This is a genomic window from Streptomyces sp. NPDC058195 (assembly GCF_042883525.1).
In the GTDB taxonomy this organism is placed as follows: Bacteria; Actinomycetota; Actinomycetes; order Streptomycetales; family Streptomycetaceae; genus Streptomyces.
Genome location: NZ_JBHVVM010000002.1, coordinates 17731 through 34542, shown reverse-complemented (window position 1 = coordinate 34542; position 16812 = coordinate 17731). Strand labels below are relative to the sequence as shown.

The window sequence follows — 16812 nt, the reverse complement described above, 5'->3', positions numbered from 1 at the left end:
GGGCGTACGAGGACTTGAGACCGACTTAGACGCCTGATCCCACGATCCGAGAGAAGCGCAAGCCACCCATGCCCACGCGCCATGACATCCGTAACGTAGCCATTGTTGCCCACGTCGACCACGGCAAGACGACCATCGTCGATGCCATGCTCAAGCAGGCCGGGGCGTTCGCCGCCCACCAGCTGGAGTCCGTCGACGACCGCGTCATGGACTCGAACGACCTGGAGCGTGAGAAGGGCATCACGATCCTCGCCAAGAACACGGCGGTGAAGTACCACCCCAAGGACGGCGGGGCGCCCATCACGATCAACATCATCGACACCCCGGGCCACGCCGACTTCGGCGGCGAGGTCGAGCGCGGTCTGTCGATGGTCGACGCGGTCGTGCTGCTGGTGGACGCTTCCGAGGGTCCGCTGCCGCAGACCCGGTTCGTGCTGCGCAAGGCGCTTCAGCAGCGGCTGCCGGTGATCCTCTGCATCAACAAGACGGACCGCCCGGACTCCCGGATCGACGAGGTCGTCAACGAGACCTACGACCTCTTCCTCGATCTGGACGCCGACGAGGACCAGATCGAGTTCCCGATCGTCTACGCCTGCGGCCGTGACGGCATCGCGTCCCTCACCAAGCCCGAGGACGGCACCGTCCCGGCCGACTCCACCAGCCTGGAGCCGTTCTTCTCCACCATCCTGGAGCACGTCCCGGCCCCGACGTACGAGGAGAACGGGTCGCTCCAGGCCCACGTCACCAACCTCGACGCCGACAACTTCCTCGGCCGCATCGCGCTGCTCCGCGTCGAGCAGGGCGAGCTGCGCAAGGGCCAGACGGTCGCGTGGATCAAGCGGGACGGCACGGTCTCCAACGTCCGCATCTCCGAGCTGATGATGACCGAGGCGCTCACCCGCAAGCCCGCCGAGGTGGCGGGCCCCGGTGACATCTGCGCCGTGGCCGGTATCCCGGAGATCATGATCGGCGAGACGCTGGCCGACCCGGAGAACCCGGTCGCGCTGCCGCTGATCACGGTCGACGAGCCCGCGATCTCCATGACCATCGGCACGAACACCTCGCCGCTGGTCGGCCGCGGCGGCACCGGCAAGGGCGCCGAGGCCAAGGCCGCCGTCAAGGACCGCAAGGTCACCGCCCGCCAGGTCAAGGACCGCCTGGACCGCGAGCTGATCGGTAACGTCTCGCTCCGCGTCCTGGAGACCGAGCGTCCCGACGCCTGGGAGGTGCAGGGCCGCGGCGAGCTGGCGCTGGCCATCCTGGTCGAGCAGATGCGCCGCGAGGGCTTCGAGCTGACCATCGGCAAGCCGCAGGTCGTCACCAAGCAGGTCGAGGGCAAGACGTACGAGCCGGTCGAGCGCATGACCGTCGACGTGCCCGAGGAGCACATGGGCGCCGTCACCCAGCTCATGGGCGTCCGCAAGGGCCGGATGGACAACATGTCGAACCACGGCTCCGGCTGGGTCCGCATAGAGTTCGTCGTCCCCTCCCGCGGCCTCATCGGCTTCCGTACGGAGTTCCTGACGCAGACCCGCGGCACGGGCATCGCCCACTCCATCCACGAGGGCCACGAGCCGTGGTTCGGCACGCTGACGACCCGTAACAACGGCTCGCTGGTCGCCGACCGCGCGGGTGCGGTCACCGCCTTCGCGATGACCAACCTCCAGGAGCGCGGCGTGCTCTTCACCGACCCGGGCACCGAGGTCTACGAAGGCATGATCGTCGGTGAGAACTCGCGCGCCGACGACATGGACGTGAACATCACCAAGGAGAAGAAGCTCACCAACATGCGCTCCTCCTCCGCCGACTCCTTCGAGGCGATCGTGCCGCCGCGCAAGCTCTCCCTGGAGCAGTCCCTGGAGTTCTGCCGCGACGACGAGTGCGTCGAGGTGACCCCGGAGGCCGTGCGTATCCGCAAGGTCGTCCTCGACCAGAAGGAGCGCGGCCGCACCGCGTCGCGCGCCAAGCGCTGACCCGCCGCGGACGCCGGAGGCGTCCGCACGGACACAGGGGCCCGGTCCGCCGTCGGTTGACGGCGGACCGGGCCCTTTCGTACGCCGTGCGCGGGGGTCCGGAGCGCGGGATGTGCGGCAGCAATCGATGAGTGCTGGCGACGAGCTGTCAAGCAGGCGAAACAGGGCTCTGTCCAGTTGTTTTCCCTGACGATCCGTCCGCATATCGATCGTCGCTCTCCGAAAGCTGCGTTAACGGTCCGTTTCGAGGGTGTCTGTCTGAGATCACTTTGTCCGGATTTCGGGCAATCGGGCTCTCTCGATGTTGTTAAAACGAGACCCTTTAAGTGTGGTTTACGGCCCGGTCGTACTTAATAGTTGGCTCCATTGAGCTCGGGTCAATGGGTCACGCACTGTGGGGAGTGCCGACTCACGAGCACACTAGGGGCACTGAACGATCACCGTCAGGGGTGTCGGTGAATCACTCCAGTGCCCTTCTTGTAGTCAAAAGTGGACTCATGAGGAGGAAACCCATGCGTGGTGCCAAGAGCGCCAAGTGGGTCGCGGGTGCGGCCATCATCGCCCTGGCCGCGACTGCCTGCGGTGGTAACGACGACGCCGACAAGGGCATGAACGCGGGCAAGTCGGACCCGAACGGGATCCTGACGGCCCAGCTCAGCGAGCCGCAGAACCCGCTTCAGCCGGCCAACGCCAAGGAGAGCCAGGGCAGCCGTGTCCTGCGCACCATCTTCTCGGGCCTGGTCGACTACGAGCCCGGCACCGGCAAGCTCACGTACGTCAACGCCGAGTCCGTGACGCCCAACGCCGACTCGTCGGTCTGGACCGTCAAGCTCAAGCCGGGCTGGAAGTTCCACGACGGCACCGCCGTGACCTCCAAGTCCTACGTGGACTCCTGGAACTGGTCGGCCAACGTCAAGAACAACCAGACCAACTCCAGCTGGTTCCAGGACATCAAGGGTTACGAGGACGTCCACCCGGAGAAGGGTGCGCCGAAGACGGACAAGATGTCCGGCCTGAAGGTCATCGACGACAACTCCTTCACCATCACCCTGACCGGCTCGGTCTCGTACTTCGCGTACAAGCTCGGTTACGACGTCTGGGCGCCGCTGCCCGAGTCCTTCTTCAAGGACCCGGCCGCCGCTGGCCAGAAGCCGATCGGCAACGGTCCCTACAAGTTCGTCTCGTGGGACCACAAGAAGCTGATCAAGGTTCGCAAGTTCGACGACTACCAGGGCCCGAACAAGGCCAAGAACGGTGGTATCGACTTCAAGAACTACACCACCGCCGAGGCCGCGTACTCGGACCTGCGGTCGAACAACCTCGACTGGATCGAGCAGATCCCGACGACGTCGCTGACCAGCTACAAGCAGGACCTCGGCGACCGCGCCATCGACGCTGAGTACTCCGCGATCCAGTCGATCGTGCCGGCGTTCTACACCAAGCAGTTCAAGGACATCAACCCCAAGGTCATCCAGGGTCTGTCCATGGCGATCGACCGTGACACGATCACCAAGACCGTGCTGCACGGCACCCGTACCCCGGCCGACTCCTTCGTCGCCCGCGGCGTGCTCGGCTACAAGCCCGGCGCACTCGGTGACGTCACCAAGTACGACCCGGCCCAGGCCAAGAAGCTCATCGAAGAGGGCGGCGGCGTCCCGGGCAAGAAGATCTCGATCCAGTTCAACGCCGACCAGTCCCACAAGCCGTGGGTCGACGCGGTCTGCAACAGCATCCGCAAGGCCACCGGTGTCGAGTGCGTCGGCGACTCCAAGCCCGACTTCCAGGCGGACCTGAACGCCCGCGACAACCACCAGGTCAAGTCCATGTACCGCGGTGGCTGGGTGCTCGACTACCCGGTCAACTCGAACTTCATGCGCGACCTGTACGGCTCCACCGCCGCGGGTAACACCTCGGGCTACGCCAACAAGGAGTTCGACAAGCTCGCCTCGCAGGCCGACAAGGCCAAGACGCTGGACGAGACCGTCAAGCTCTACCAGGAGGCCGAGCAGCTCCTGAAGAACGACATGCCGGCCATCCCGCTGTGGTTCTACAAGAACAACTCCGGCCAGTCCGAGAACGTCTTCGGCAAGATCGTTTACGGCCAGGACGGCGACCCCATCTTCACCGACGTCCAGGTGAAGGCCAAGAAGTAATCATCGGGATCCGACGGCCGGTTTCGCCGCACCTCTTCGAAGAGGGTGGCGGAACCGGCCCGTAGGCGTCGGCCCCGGGGCTTCTCCCCCACACCCCGCGGCGGAGACAACTCTGAGTAGGCCATCGCCGACCCCTCACGGCATGGAGGCATGATGGGGCGTTACGTCGCAAGGCGACTGCTCCAGATGATCCCGGTATTCATCGGGACCACTCTGATTATTTTCCTCATGGTCCACATTCTTCCCGGTGACCCAATCCGGGCGATGTGGGGAGACAAGGCGGCAGACCCCGCACAGGTCGCGTCGCTGCGCCATGAGTTCGGACTCGACCAGCCCCTGTGGAAGCAGTACGTCGACTACATGGGCAATCTCTTCCAGGGTGACTTCGGCAAGACCTTCGGTGGTCGCCAGGTCATCGACGAGATGTCCGAGTCCTTCCCGGTGACCCTGCGGCTGACCGCCGTGGCCATGATCATCGAAATCATCGTCGGTATCGGGCTGGGCGCCTGGGCGGGCCTGCGGGCCGGCAAGGCCGCCGACACCGGCGTGCTCATCTTCACCCTGATCGTCATCTCGATCCCGGTGTTCGTGCTCGGCTTCCTCGCCCGCTTCGTCCTCGCGGACCAGCTCGGCTGGGTGGCACCGAACGTCCAGGACTCGACGGACTACGCGCAGTTGTTCCTGCCGGGCTTCGTCCTCGCCATGCTCTCCATGGCGTACGTGGCACGGCTGACCCGCACCACCTTCGCGGAGAACCTGCGTGCCGACTACATGCGCACCGCCATGGCCAAGGGCCTGCCGCGGCGCCGAATAGTCGGTGTCCACCTGCTGCGCAACTCGCTGATCCCCGTCGTCACCTTCCTGGGTACGGACGTCGGCGGCTTCATCGGCGGCGCGGTCGTCACCGAGGGCATCTTCAACGTCCAGGGTGTCGGAAACCTGCTCTTCAAGGCGCTGCAGCAGCGCGAGGGCTCCACGATCGTCGGCGTCGTCACGGTCTTCGTCCTCGTCATCCTTGTGATCAACCTGATCGTCGACCTGCTGTACGCGGTCCTGGACCCGAGGATCCGGTATGCCTGACGCGACCAAGACCCAGACCGAAGCGGTGGCCGAGGCCGCCGCGGCGCCCGCGGCCGACGCCAAGAAGCAGGACAAGCCGCGCAGTCTCTGGGGTGATGCCTGGTTCGACCTGCGTCACCGTCCGATGTTCTGGATCTCCTCGATCCTGCTGGTCGTCCTGCTGGTCATCGCCGCGTTCCCCGGCCTGTTCACCGGCGCCGACCCGCGCGACGGCGACCTGACCAACCACTTCCTGACCAAGCCGGAGCTGGGGCACTTCTTCCAGCCCGACTGGTTCGGCTACGACGGCCAGGGCCGTTCGATCTACTCCCGCGTCATCTACGGCACCCGCGCCTCGATCATGGTGGGCGTCGGCGTCACCGCCGCGGTCACCCTGGTCGGCGGTCTGCTCGGGATGCTCGCCGGTTACTTCGGCGGCTGGCTCGACGCGGTCATCTCCCGCGTCACCGACATCTTCTTCGGCATCCCGTTCCTGCTCGGCGCGATGGTCGTCCTGAACGCCTTCACCGACCGCAAGGTCTACGTGGTGATCCTGGCCCTGGCCTTCCTGGGCTGGACCTCGATCTGCCGAGTGATGCGGTCCTCCGTCATCACGGCCAAGCAGGCGGACTACGTGACGGCGGCGCGGGCGCTCGGCGCCGGCACCCCGCGCATCCTGTTCCGCCACGTCCTTCCGAACGCGCTCGCCCCGACGATCGTCGTGGCCACCATCGCGCTCGGCGGCTACATCTCGGCCGAAGCGACGCTCTCGTTCCTCGGACTCGGCCTCGCCGACCCGACGATCTCGTGGGGCATCGACATCGCCGAGGGCAGCCAGGCCATCCGCGACAACCCGCACGCGCTGCTGTTCCCCGCCGGAATGCTCAGCCTCACGGTCTTCGCGTTCATCATGCTCGGCGACGCGGTTCGCGACGCCCTTGACCCGAAGCTGCGCTGAGGAGGGCGTACGACGTGACCACCATGGACAAGACAGCAGACAGCCCGGCGCCCCGCGCCGGAGCGTCGGACAGCACCCCGCTCCTTGAGGTGCGGGACCTCCACGTGGAGTTCCACACCCGTGACGGTGTCGCCAAGGCCGTCAACGGTGTGAACTACAGCGTGGACTCGGGCGAGACCCTCGCCGTGCTCGGTGAGTCCGGCTCCGGCAAGTCCGTGACCGCCCAGGCGATCATGGGCATCCTCGACATGCCGCCCGGCAAGATCCCGCAGGGCCAGATCCTCTACCGCGGTCAGGACATGCTGACCATGAGCAACGAGCAGCGGCGGCAGATCCGCGGCCAGAAGATCGCGATGATCTTCCAGGACGCGCTCTCCTCGCTGAACCCCGTGCTCTCGGTCGGTTACCAGCTCGGCGAGATGTTCCGGGTCCACCAGGGGCTCTCCCGCAAGGAGGCCAAGGCCAAGGCCATCGAGCTGATGGACCGGGTCAAGATCCCCGCCGCCGCTCAGCGGGTCAACGACTACCCGCACCAGTTCTCCGGCGGTATGCGCCAGCGCATCATGATCGCCATGGCCCTGGCGCTGGAGCCGGACCTGATCATCGCGGACGAGCCGACCACCGCGCTCGACGTGACGGTCCAGGCGCAGGTCATGGACCTCCTCAAGGAGCTCCAGACCGAGTTCAACATGGGCCTGATCCTGATCACCCACGACCTCGGCGTCGTCGCCGACGTCGCGGACAAGATCGCGGTCATGTACGCGGGCCGGATCGTCGAGACGGCACCGGTGCACGAGCTGTACAAGCGGCCCGCGCACCCGTACACCCGCGGCCTGCTCGACTCGATCCCGCGGCTCGACCAGAAGGGCCAGGAGCTCTACGCGATCAAGGGCCTGCCGCCCAACCTGCTCAAGATCCCCTCGGGCTGCGCCTTCAACCCGCGCTGCCCCAAGGCGGAGGACATCTGCCGCACGGAGATCCCCAAGCTGGTCACGGTGACCGAGCAGGACGGCTCCGAGCTGTCCGGCCGCGGCAGCGCGTGCCACTTCTGGAAGGAGACGATCCATGGCTGAGAACGACAAGACGGACGGGTCCATGGACGCCACCCCGAACGTCACCGAGGTCATCGCGGTCGACGCCGCCGACGACACGGCGGCGGTCGCCGCGATCGAGGCGCCCGTCGAGCGCGGTGAGCCGATCCTCCAGGTGCGCGGTCTGGTCAAGCACTTCCCGCTGAGCCAGGGCATCCTCTTCAAGCGCCAGGTCGGCGCGGTCAAGGCCGTGGACGGGGTCTCCTTCGACCTCTACCAGGGCGAGACCCTCGGCATCGTCGGCGAGTCCGGCTGTGGCAAGTCCACCGTCGCCAAGCTGCTGATGACGCTGGAGACGGCCACCGCGGGCGAGGTCTTCTACAAGGGCCAGGACATCACCAAGCTGTCCGGCCGGGCGCTGAAGGCGGTCCGCCGCAACATCCAGATGGTGTTCCAGGACCCGTACACCTCGCTGAACCCGCGCATGACGGTCGGCGACATCATCGGCGAGCCCTTCGACATCCACCCCGAAGTCGCCCCCAAGGGCGACCGGCGGGCCAAGGTCCAGGAGCTCCTGGACGTCGTCGGCCTCAACCCGGAGTACATCAACCGCTACCCGCACCAGTTCTCCGGCGGCCAGCGCCAGCGCATCGGCATCGCCCGCGGCCTCGCGCTCAACCCGGAGATCATCATCTGCGACGAGCCGGTCTCCGCGCTCGACGTATCGGTGCAGGCACAGGTCATCAACCTGATGGAGAAGCTCCAGGACGAGTTCAACCTGTCCTACCTCTTCATCGCGCACGACCTGTCGATCGTCCGGCACATCTCCGACCGGGTCGGCGTGATGTACCTCGGCAAGATGGCCGAGATCGGCACGGACACCGAGATCTACGACCACCCGACGCACCCCTACACCCAGGCGCTGCTGTCGGCGGTCCCGGTCCCGGACCCGCAGGCCCGTGAGCGCGGCGAGCGGATCATCCTCACCGGTGACGTCCCCTCGCCGGCGAACCCGCCGTCCGGCTGCCGCTTCCGCACCCGGTGCTGGAAGGCCCAGGACAAGTGCTCCACGGAACTGCCGCTGCTGGCGGTTCCCGAGCGCTTCAAGGGCAGCGACAGCCCCGCGGCGCACGAGTCGGCCTGCCACTTCGCCGAGGAGCGCGACGTCGTGGGCGCCGCCTCGTAGGCACGCCCGTACCACGCGGAAGCGCCCGGAACCGAATGGTTCCGGGCGCTTCTTCCTTTTCCCCCGGAACCGGGCGCGCAGGTGGCTCGGGTCAGGGGCTCACGTGCTCGGTTCCTCAGGTCCGGCGAGCCCCGCGGCCAGGACCGGGTCGGGATCCTGGCCGCGGGGCTCACCGGGTGTCAGGCCTTCTTGCCGTCGCCGGGCTTCGAGGCGGCCTCACGGGCCTTCGGGACGGCCGCGGCGGTCCGGGTGTCCTCGGGGTAGTGGCAGGCCGTCAGATGGCCCTCACGGCTGCCCTCGACCCGCACCAGCGGCGGTGCCTCGCTCGCGCAGGTGTCCGTCGCCTTCCAGCACCGGGTGCGGAAGCGGCAGCCCGAGGGCGGGTTGACCGGGGAGGGCACGTCACCGGCGAGACGGATGCGCTCACGGGCCGGCGTGTCGTCGGCGCTCGCCTCCGGAACGGCCGAGAGCAGCGCCCGGGTGTACGGGTGGCGCGGGTTGCTGTACAGGTCCTCGCGGTCGGCGATCTCCACGATCCGCCCCAGGTACATCACCGCGACGCGCTGCGAGAAGTGCCGTACGACGGCCAGGTCGTGGGCGATGAACAGGAACGCGATGCCGAGCTCCTTCTGGAGCTTCTGCAGCAGGTTCACCACCTGGGCCTGGATCGACACGTCCAGCGCCGAGACCGGCTCGTCCGCCACGATCAGCTTCGGCTCCAGGGCGAGCGCGCGGGCCACCCCGATGCGCTGGCGCTGGCCGCCGGAGAACTCGTGCGGGAAGCGGTTGTAGTGCTCCGGGTTGAGCCCGACGGTCTCCAGCAGCTCCCGTACGCGCGCCTCGCGGCCGCCCGTCGGCTCGATGCCGTTGATCTCCATCGGCGCGGTGATGATCTTGCCGACGGTCTGCCGCGGGTTCAGCGAGGCGTACGGGTCCTGGAAGATCATCTGGATCTCGGAGCGGACCGGGGCCAGCTCCTTGCGCGAGGCGTGCGTGATGTCCTGCCCGCGGTACGAGATCCGGCCGGCCGTCGGCTCCAGGAGCCGGGTGATCAGCCGGCCCGTGGTCGACTTGCCGCAGCCGGACTCGCCGACCAGGCCCAGGCTCTCGCCCTCGGCGACGGTGAAGTCCAGTCCGTCGACCGCCTGGACCGCCCCGACCGTCCGCCGGATCGGGAAGCCGCCCTTGATCGGGAAGTGCTTGGTGAGTCCGGAGACGTCCAGGAGGGGATCTGTGCTGCTCATCGTAGGGAAGTCCCGTCTCTTGTACGTCAGTTGTGCCGGGATGCGGCGAAGTCGGCGAAGAACTCGGCACGCTGCCCGGTGGTGAGGTGGCAGGCGGAGCCGCGGCCGTCGGCGATCTCCAGCGCCGGCTGCTCGCTCGCGCAACGCCCGCCGCCCACCTGCTCGGTGAAGGTGCACCGGGGGTGGAAGCGGCAGCCGCTCGGCGGGTTGAGGAGGCTCGGCGGGGCACCGGGGATCGGCGAGAGCGGCACGTCGACCGGGCCGTCCAGGGTCGGCATCGAGCTCAGCAGGCCCAGCGTGTACGGGTGCTGCGGGGAGCGCAGCACCTCCTTCTTCGTACCGCGCTCCACGCACCGGCCGCCGTACATCACCAGCACGTCGTCGGCGACGTCGGCGATGACCCCGAGGTCGTGGGTGATGAAGATGATCGAGGTGCCGGTCTCCTGCTGGAGGTCCTTGAGCAGGTCCACGATCTGGGCCTGCACGGTGACGTCCAGCGCGGTGGTCGGCTCGTCCGCGATCAGCAGCGCCGGGTCGCAGACCAGCGCCATGGCGATCATCGCGCGCTGGCGCATGCCGCCGGAGAACTGGTGCGGGTAGTCGTCCACCCGGAGATCGGGCTGCGGGATGCCCACCCGGGTCAGCATCTCGATGGCCCGCGCCCGTGCCTCCTTCTTGGAGGCACCGGTGTGCTTGCGGTACGTCTCGGCGATCTGCCTGCCGATGGTGTGGTACGGCGACAGCGAGGCCAGGGCGTCCTGGAAGATCATCGCCATCTTGTTGCCGCGCAGCCGCTCCAGCTCCCGCTCGGAGGCGGCCAGCAGATCCTGCCCGTCGAGCAGGATCTCGCCCTCGATCTCGGTGTGGTCGGGGTGGTGCAGCCCGAGGATGGTCAGGTTGGTGACCGACTTGCCGGAGCCGGACTCGCCGACGATGCCGAGGGTCTTGCCCTTCTCGACGTCGAAGGACAGCCCGTCGACGGCCTTGACCATGCCGTCTTCGGTGGAGAAGTGCACGCGCAGATCGCGTACGGAGAGGAAGGGGGTGCTCACTGGATCTCTCCCTAGGCGAGGCGGACGCGCGGGTCGATGAGGGCGTAGACCGCGTCGACGATGATGTTGAAGACGACGATCGCCGCGGCCGCGACCAGGACCACGCCGAGGATCATCGGGAGGTCGTTGTCGTTGACGGCCTTGATCGAGAGGGCGCCGATCCCGTGCAGACCGAAGGTCTTCTCGGTGATGATCGCGCCACCCAGGAGGAGGCCGATGTCGAGGCCGAAGATGGTGACGATCGGGCCCATGGCGCCGCGCCAGGCGAATCTGAAGAACACCGTCCGGCGGGAGAGCCCCTTGGCGCGCGCGGTGCGCACGTAGTCCTCGCTCAGCGTCTCGACGAGCTGGGAGCGGGTCATACGCGTGTAGTTGGCGGTGAAGATCAGCGCCAGCACCAGCCAGGGCAGCAGCAGTCCGGTGAACCATCCGGCCAGGTCCTCGGAGAAGGGGACCTCCTTGGGACGGCTCAGGATGTGCCACTGGTCCGCGAGGTAGTACATGGCGATCACGCCGACGAAGTAGATCTGCATCGACGAACCGATCAGCGACGCCGAGGACGCGATCTTGTCCAGCCACTTGCCCTGCTTGACCGCGGCGAGCATGCCGGTGCCCACACCGAAGATCACGAAGACGAACGCGCTGCCGACGGAGAGGGAGAGCGTCGTGGGGAGGCGGTCGAGGATGGTGCCGACGACCGGCTCGCGGTTGGTGAAGGAGTAGCCCAGGCACGGCGCCGGACAGTGTCCGAAGGAGCTGTAGTCCCGGCCGACGAACACGCCCTGGAGCCAGTGCCAGTACTGCACCGGCAGCGGATCGGCGATGCCGAGGTTCTGCCTGACCAGTGCCAGTGTCTCGGGTGTGCACACCTTGCCGCAGGCCACCCGGGCCGGATCGCGGGGTGCGACATAGAAGAGGACGAAGGTGATGACACTGATGATCAGCAGGATGACCAGTGCGCCGATAGCCCGGCGGATGAGGAAGCGGAACATGGCGATGGATTTCCCTGGCAGACGCCGACGAGGGGGAGGGGAGCGGGGGGGGCGCCATGCGGGCGCCCCGCCCCGGGAGTGTCGGCGTCAGGCCTTCACGAACAGCTTGTAGAAGACGGCCGAGGACCACAGCGGGTGGAACATCGCGCCGCCGACCTTCTCGCCGTGGAGGTAGAAACGGCGCTGGAACGTCTCGGGGATGATCGGCGCCTCCTCCGTCATGATCCGCTTGTCCAGCGCGGCCCAGGCCTTGCCGGCCTCGATCGGGTCGGCGATGGTGACGTTCTTCTTGATGGCCTCGTTGACCCAGCCGACGTTCAGCTGCGAGACGTTGTTCGCCTTGTCGGCGATCGTCTCGCCGTCGAACAGCGGCTGCATCAGCGTGTAGCCGGTCGGCCAGTCCGGGGACCAGCCGAACCACATGACGTCGAACTGGTTGTCGATCTGCTGGACCTGGTCGTAGTAGCTGGTGGAGTCCAGCGGCTTGATGACCGGGTCGAAGCCGGCCGCCTTGAGGGCGTTCTCGATGACGACCTTGGTCTTGTTGTACGTGTTGCCGATCGGGAAGGCGTAGACGACCTTCTGGCCTTCCTTGCCGGCCTCCTTCAGCAGCTTCTTCGCCGCCTCCGGGTCACCCTGGGGCTTCTTCAGCTTGCCGTAGACGTCGTCCTTGGCGTAGCCGACGATGTCGGGGCTCAGGATGGAGGTCGCGTAGTCACCGGCCGACGGGCCACCGTAGATCTTGCGGATCTGCTCCAGCGGCCAGGCGTGGATGAGGGCCTGGCGGACCTTCACGTCGGTGATGCGCTTGGTGTTGATCGCGTAGTAGTAGATGCCGGTCAGCAGACCGTTGAAGGTCCGCTTCTTCAGCTCGGGGTCGGTGAGGACCTTCTGGATGCGCTCGGCCGGGACACCGCTGTACGCCATGATCGCGAACTGGTCGTCGCCGTCGTCGGCGATCAGCCGGTCGGCGGCCTGGAGGGACTCGGGGCCGAACTCGTAGACGAAGCTGTCCGGGTACGCGTTGCGGATCGAGTCCGTGTTGGGATCCCAGTGCGGGTTGCGGACCAGCGTCATCGACTTGTCGACGGAGTGCGCCTTGATCCGGTACGGACCGCAGCTCATCGGGTCCTTGTCGTACTTCTCCTTGGTGTCGCCCTTGACCGGGACGGCGCCGTAGGAGGTCATCGCCAGCGTGAAGTTGAGGTCCGGGCGGGCCTCGGCCAGCTTCAGGGTGATCGTCTTGGCCTTGGCGTCGGTGATGACCGAGTCGAGGTGCTTGCCGCCGTACGGGCCCTTGTACTTCGAGCGGAAGGCGGACGTGCCGACCAGCGCGCTCTGGACGTAGCCGGCGCCGTCGGTGGTGAAGCTGGCGAAGCCGCGCTCGATGCCGTGGCGGACGTCCTCGACCGTGAGCTCCTTGCCGTCCTCCCACTTCAGACCGTCCTTCAGGGTGAAGGTCCAGGTCTTGCCGCCGTCGGCCATGGTGCCCGCGTCGGTGGCGAGGTCGCCGACGAGCTTCATCGAGCCGTCCGAGGCGATCTTGTAACCGGTCAGGCCGCGGACGTAGAGGTCACCGACCGCGGAGTTCCACGAGAAGTAGACGCGCTGCGGGTCCAGGTGCGAGAAGTCGTCCGGGGCGAGGCCGCGGATCGTGCCGCCCTTCTTGGCGCCCGGGATCTCGGCGGCCGGGCCCGTGGAGTCGGCCTTCGTGCCGACGACGACCGAGCCGGTGTACTTGTCGGCACCGCCGTGTCCGGCACCGCCGCCCTTCTTGGCCGTGCTGCCGCTGCTGCACGCGGAAAGGAGCATCGAACCGCCGGCCGCGACCGACGTGGCGATGACGAAGTTTCTGCGGGAAAGGGACATGGCTTCCTGCTCTGGTCGATGGAGAGAAACGATCATTCCGGCGGGCCCCGTCGCCCGGTCGGAGACGTGCGGTTCAGCGCTTGGTCTTCGGGTCCAGTGCGTCACGCACCGAGTCGCCCAGCAGGTTGAAGGCGATGACGAAGATCACCATCGCGAGGCCGGGGAAGAGCATGAACGTGATGTCGCTCTGGTAGACGTCCGATCCGCGCTGGATCATCACGCCCCAGTCGGGTGTCGGGTCGCTCAGGCCGACACCGAGGAAGGCGAGTCCGGCCTCGGCGGTGACGTACGCCGGGAGCGCGAGCGTGGCCTGGATCAGGATCGGCGTCCAGAGGTTCGGCAGCAGCTCCTTGAAGATGATGCGTGCCGGAGACGCTCCCGTGACCTTGGCGGCCTCGACGAACTCGCGCTCGCGCAGGGCGAGTACCTCGCCGCGCAGCAGCCGGGCGATGGCGGCCCAGCCGAAGGCGGTCATGACCGAGATGAGGCTGGTGACGGTCAGCCAGACCGGGGTGTTCTCCTCCGGGGAGACCAGGATCGACAGCAGCACCGGCCAGAAGGCGATGAAGAAGAGCGTGGAGGGGAAGGCCAGCAGGATGTCGATGACCCGGCCGACGAAGTAGTCCGTCTTGCCGCCCAGATAGCCCGCGGTGAGACCGATGACGATGCCGATCAGCGTCACCAGCAGCGTCGTCGCCGTGGCGATGAGCAGGGAGTTGCGGATGCCGTAGAGCAGGAAGGTGAAGACGTCGCGGCCCAGTCCCGGCTCGACGCCGAACCAGAAGTCGCCGCTGATGCCGCCGTTGGGCAGCATGGGCGAGCCGAAGTCGTCCAGCAGGCCTTCCTGGTTCTGCCCGTACGTCGTGTACGGGTCCTTTCCGTAGAGCTTGGCGATCAGCGGCGCGCCCACGCCGATCACGAAGAAGAAAATGACTACATAGGCCGAAATCACGCCCGTGCGGTCACGCTTGAAACGCAGCCAGGCCATCCTGCCCGGCGAGCGGCCGGCGCCGCCCTTGGACGCGGACGGGTCCGCTGTCGGCTGCTGCTGCGCGTCCTCCACCTCAACGGGGGTGGCGGCTTGTGGCGTTGGAATCGTCATGGTGCTCCTGGCCCGGAGGGTCGAAGGACTCCGCAGGGCAACACCTACGGGCTACCGGGACTTTTTCAACGCAATTCATGCAGGGTCAATGAATGTCCGACCCCCTTGGCACGCTCTTTGGAAATTTTACTTACACATGACCCATTAAAGGGTGTGGCTTTGCTTCCGCTTGGCGATTTCGGAGGTGCGAACGCGGCGCAATGGGGTGAACTCCGGCAATGAGTCCGATATGCGGGCGCTGTTGTCTCGGAATGCGTACATCGGATCAGACTGACTCGCGGTCGATGCGCATTCGATGCGTGGCCGTTACCGGTCCGCTGTCGGTTCCGCCGGGGTCCGTCCGTGCGCGCGGAGCGGGTCCGCCCGTGCGCACGGAGCGCAGCGGCCCGCGATGTGCCACTCGAATCGGCTCCGACGCGCCCGAATGGGTGGGGTAGGTGTGCGCTATGCCCCTTGTGCGGTGATATTTGACCGTAAGTGAGACGGAGCACGACGAGGAGGAACTCCATGCGCGGAGCCACACAGGCCAAGTGGGCCGCATGCGCGGCGGTCGTCGCCCTGGCGGCGACGGCATGCGGCGGCGGGGGCAGCAGCAGTGGCGGCAGTGGAGCGGACGGCGTCGTGAGCTCGTCCTGGGGTGACCCGCAGAACCCGCTCGAACCGGCCAACACCAACGAGGTGCAGGGCGGCAAGGTCCTCGACATGATCTTCCGGGGCCTGAAACGGTACGACCCGAAGACCGGCGCGGCCACCAACATGCTCGCCGAGAAGATCGACACCAAGGACAACCAGAACTTCACGGTCACCGTGAAGGACGGCTGGACCTTCAGCAACGGCGAGAAGATCACCGCCAAGTCCTTCGTGGACGCCTGGAACTACGGCGCCCTGCTGAAGAACAATCAGAAGAACGCCTACTTCTTCGGCTACATCGACGGCTACGACAAGGCGCACCCCGACTCCGGCACCGCCACCGCGACCACCCTCTCCGGACTCAAGGTGGTCAACGACCGGACCTTCACGGTGAAGCTGTCGCAGAAGTTCTCCCTCTGGCCCGACACCCTCGGCTACCCGGCCTTCGCCCCGCTCCCCACGGCGTTCTTCACCGACCACGCGGCCTGGATCTCCAAGCCGATCGGCAACGGGCCCTACCAGGTCGACACGTACACCAAGGGCTCCTCGATGAACCTGCGCACGTGGGACGGGTACCCCGGTGACGACAAGGCCGTCAACGGCGGCATCGACCTCAAGGTCTACACCGACAGCAACACCGCCTACACGGACCTCACGGCGGGCAACCTCGACCTCGTCGACGACGTACCCGCCTCCCAGCTCAAGAACGTCAAGGCCGACCTCGGCGACCGCTACATCAACACCCCGGCCGGCATCATCCAGACCCTCGCCTTCCCCTTCTACGGCAAGGAGTGGGACACCCCCGGCGGGGTCAAGGTCCGCCAGGGACTGTCGATGGCGATCAACCGCCGTCAGATCACCGACCAGATCTTCCAGCAGACCCGCACCCCCGCCTCCGACTGGACCTCCCCGGTCCTCGGTGAGAAGGGCGGCTTCAAGGAGGGGCTGTGCGGCGCGCCCTGCGAGTACGACGCGGCGAACGCCAAGAAGCTGGTCCAGGAGGGCGGCGGCATCCCCGGCGGCCAGCTCAAGATCACGTACAACGCCGACACCGGCTCCCACAAGGAGTGGGTGGACGCCATCTGCAACAGCATCAACCGGGCGCTGGGCAACAACAAGGCCTGCATCGGCGCGCCCGTCGGCACCTTCGCCGACTTCCGCAGCCAGGTCTCCCAGCAGAAGCTGACCGGCGCCTGGCGGGCCGGCTGGCAGATGGACTACCCGCTCATCCAGAACTTCCTCCAGCCGCTCTACTACACCGACGCCTCCTCCAACGACGGCAAGTGGAGCAACCAGGAGTTCGACGACCTGATCGACAAGGCCAACGCCGAGACCGACCGGGCCAAGGCCGTCTCGACCTTCCAGGACGCGGAGAAGGTCCTGGCCGACCAGATGCCCGTCATCCCGCTCTGGTACCAGAACGGCAGCGCCGGTTACTCGGACCGGATCTCCGACGTGTCGCTGAACCAGTTCAGCGTCCCGGTGTACGAGCAGATCAAGGTCAAGTGACCCACCGGGGCCGGGACCTCCCGGCCCCGGGCCATCCGACCCCCGCGACCCCCG

The 16812-nt window shown here is 66.9% G+C and carries 12 protein-coding genes; 7 read left to right on the top strand and 5 right to left on the bottom strand.

The genetic code is table 11. From position 1 onward, the window contains the following. The first annotated feature begins 68 nt into the window (after positions 1 to 68). The 6 genes from typA (at position 69) to ACFVWY_RS02310 (ending at position 8360) form a co-directional block, all read left to right on the top strand. Positions 69 to 1973 carry a translational GTPase TypA gene (gene typA / locus ACFVWY_RS02335; RefSeq protein ID WP_389866421.1) on the top strand — a complete coding sequence of 635 codons (1905 nt, stop codon included), beginning with the start codon at positions 69 to 71 and terminating at the stop codon, positions 1971 to 1973. A gap of 512 nt (positions 1974 to 2485) precedes the next feature. Then, positions 2486 to 4126 carry an ABC transporter substrate-binding protein gene (locus ACFVWY_RS02330; RefSeq protein WP_389866418.1) on the top strand — a complete coding sequence of 547 codons (1641 nt, stop codon included), beginning with the start codon at positions 2486 to 2488 and terminating at the stop codon, positions 4124 to 4126. Positions 4127 to 4279: 153 nt separating this feature from the next. Beyond that, positions 4280 to 5206, top strand: a complete 927-nt coding sequence (locus ACFVWY_RS02325) for an ABC transporter permease (protein ID WP_389867079.1) — start codon at positions 4280 to 4282, stop codon at positions 5204 to 5206. Then, positions 5199 to 6143, top strand: a complete 945-nt coding sequence (locus ACFVWY_RS02320) for an ABC transporter permease (protein WP_389866415.1) — start codon at positions 5199 to 5201, stop codon at positions 6141 to 6143. Before ACFVWY_RS02325 ends, ACFVWY_RS02320 begins: the two co-directional genes overlap by 8 nt. Positions 6144 to 6157: 14 nt before the next feature. Then, the gene (locus ACFVWY_RS02315; RefSeq protein ID WP_389866412.1) at positions 6158 to 7216 is read left to right on the top strand and encodes an ABC transporter ATP-binding protein; all 1059 of its coding nucleotides are present in this window, start codon (positions 6158 to 6160) and stop codon (positions 7214 to 7216) included. Next, positions 7209 to 8360: an ABC transporter ATP-binding protein gene (locus tag ACFVWY_RS02310; RefSeq protein ID WP_389866409.1), complete on the top strand. Its 1152-nt coding sequence runs from the start codon at positions 7209 to 7211 to the stop codon at positions 8358 to 8360. Before ACFVWY_RS02315 ends, ACFVWY_RS02310 begins: the two co-directional genes overlap by 8 nt. A gap of 179 nt (positions 8361 to 8539) precedes the next feature. Here the strand turns inward: ACFVWY_RS02310 and ACFVWY_RS02305 are convergent, their stop codons facing one another. The 5 genes from ACFVWY_RS02305 to ACFVWY_RS02285 all read right to left on the bottom strand — a co-directional run bounded on the left by ACFVWY_RS02305 (position 8540) and on the right by ACFVWY_RS02285 (position 14619). Next, a complete protein-coding gene (locus tag ACFVWY_RS02305; RefSeq protein ID WP_389866406.1) occupies positions 8540 to 9604 on the bottom strand; it encodes an ABC transporter ATP-binding protein in 1065 nt (354 codons plus the stop codon). A gap of 26 nt (positions 9605 to 9630) precedes the next feature. Continuing rightward, positions 9631 to 10656, bottom strand: a complete 1026-nt coding sequence (locus tag ACFVWY_RS02300; RefSeq protein ID WP_389866402.1) for an ABC transporter ATP-binding protein — start codon at positions 10654 to 10656, stop codon at positions 9631 to 9633. Positions 10657 to 10667: 11 nt separating this feature from the next. Continuing rightward, positions 10668 to 11648: an ABC transporter permease gene (locus tag ACFVWY_RS02295; protein WP_389866399.1), complete on the bottom strand. Its 981-nt coding sequence runs from the start codon at positions 11646 to 11648 to the stop codon at positions 10668 to 10670. An 87-nt stretch (positions 11649 to 11735) separates the two neighbouring features. Next, a complete protein-coding gene (locus ACFVWY_RS02290) occupies positions 11736 to 13517 on the bottom strand; it encodes an ABC transporter substrate-binding protein (RefSeq protein ID WP_389866396.1) in 1782 nt (593 codons plus the stop codon). Positions 13518 to 13590: 73 nt separating this feature from the next. Then, a complete protein-coding gene (locus tag ACFVWY_RS02285) occupies positions 13591 to 14619 on the bottom strand; it encodes an ABC transporter permease (RefSeq protein WP_389866394.1) in 1029 nt (342 codons plus the stop codon). Between the two features lie 507 nt (positions 14620 to 15126). On the opposite strand from ACFVWY_RS02285, the gene ACFVWY_RS02280 reads away from it, so the two are divergent. Then, a complete protein-coding gene (locus ACFVWY_RS02280) occupies positions 15127 to 16758 on the top strand; it encodes an ABC transporter substrate-binding protein (RefSeq protein ID WP_389866391.1) in 1632 nt (543 codons plus the stop codon). Positions 16759 to 16812 lie beyond the last annotated feature (54 nt).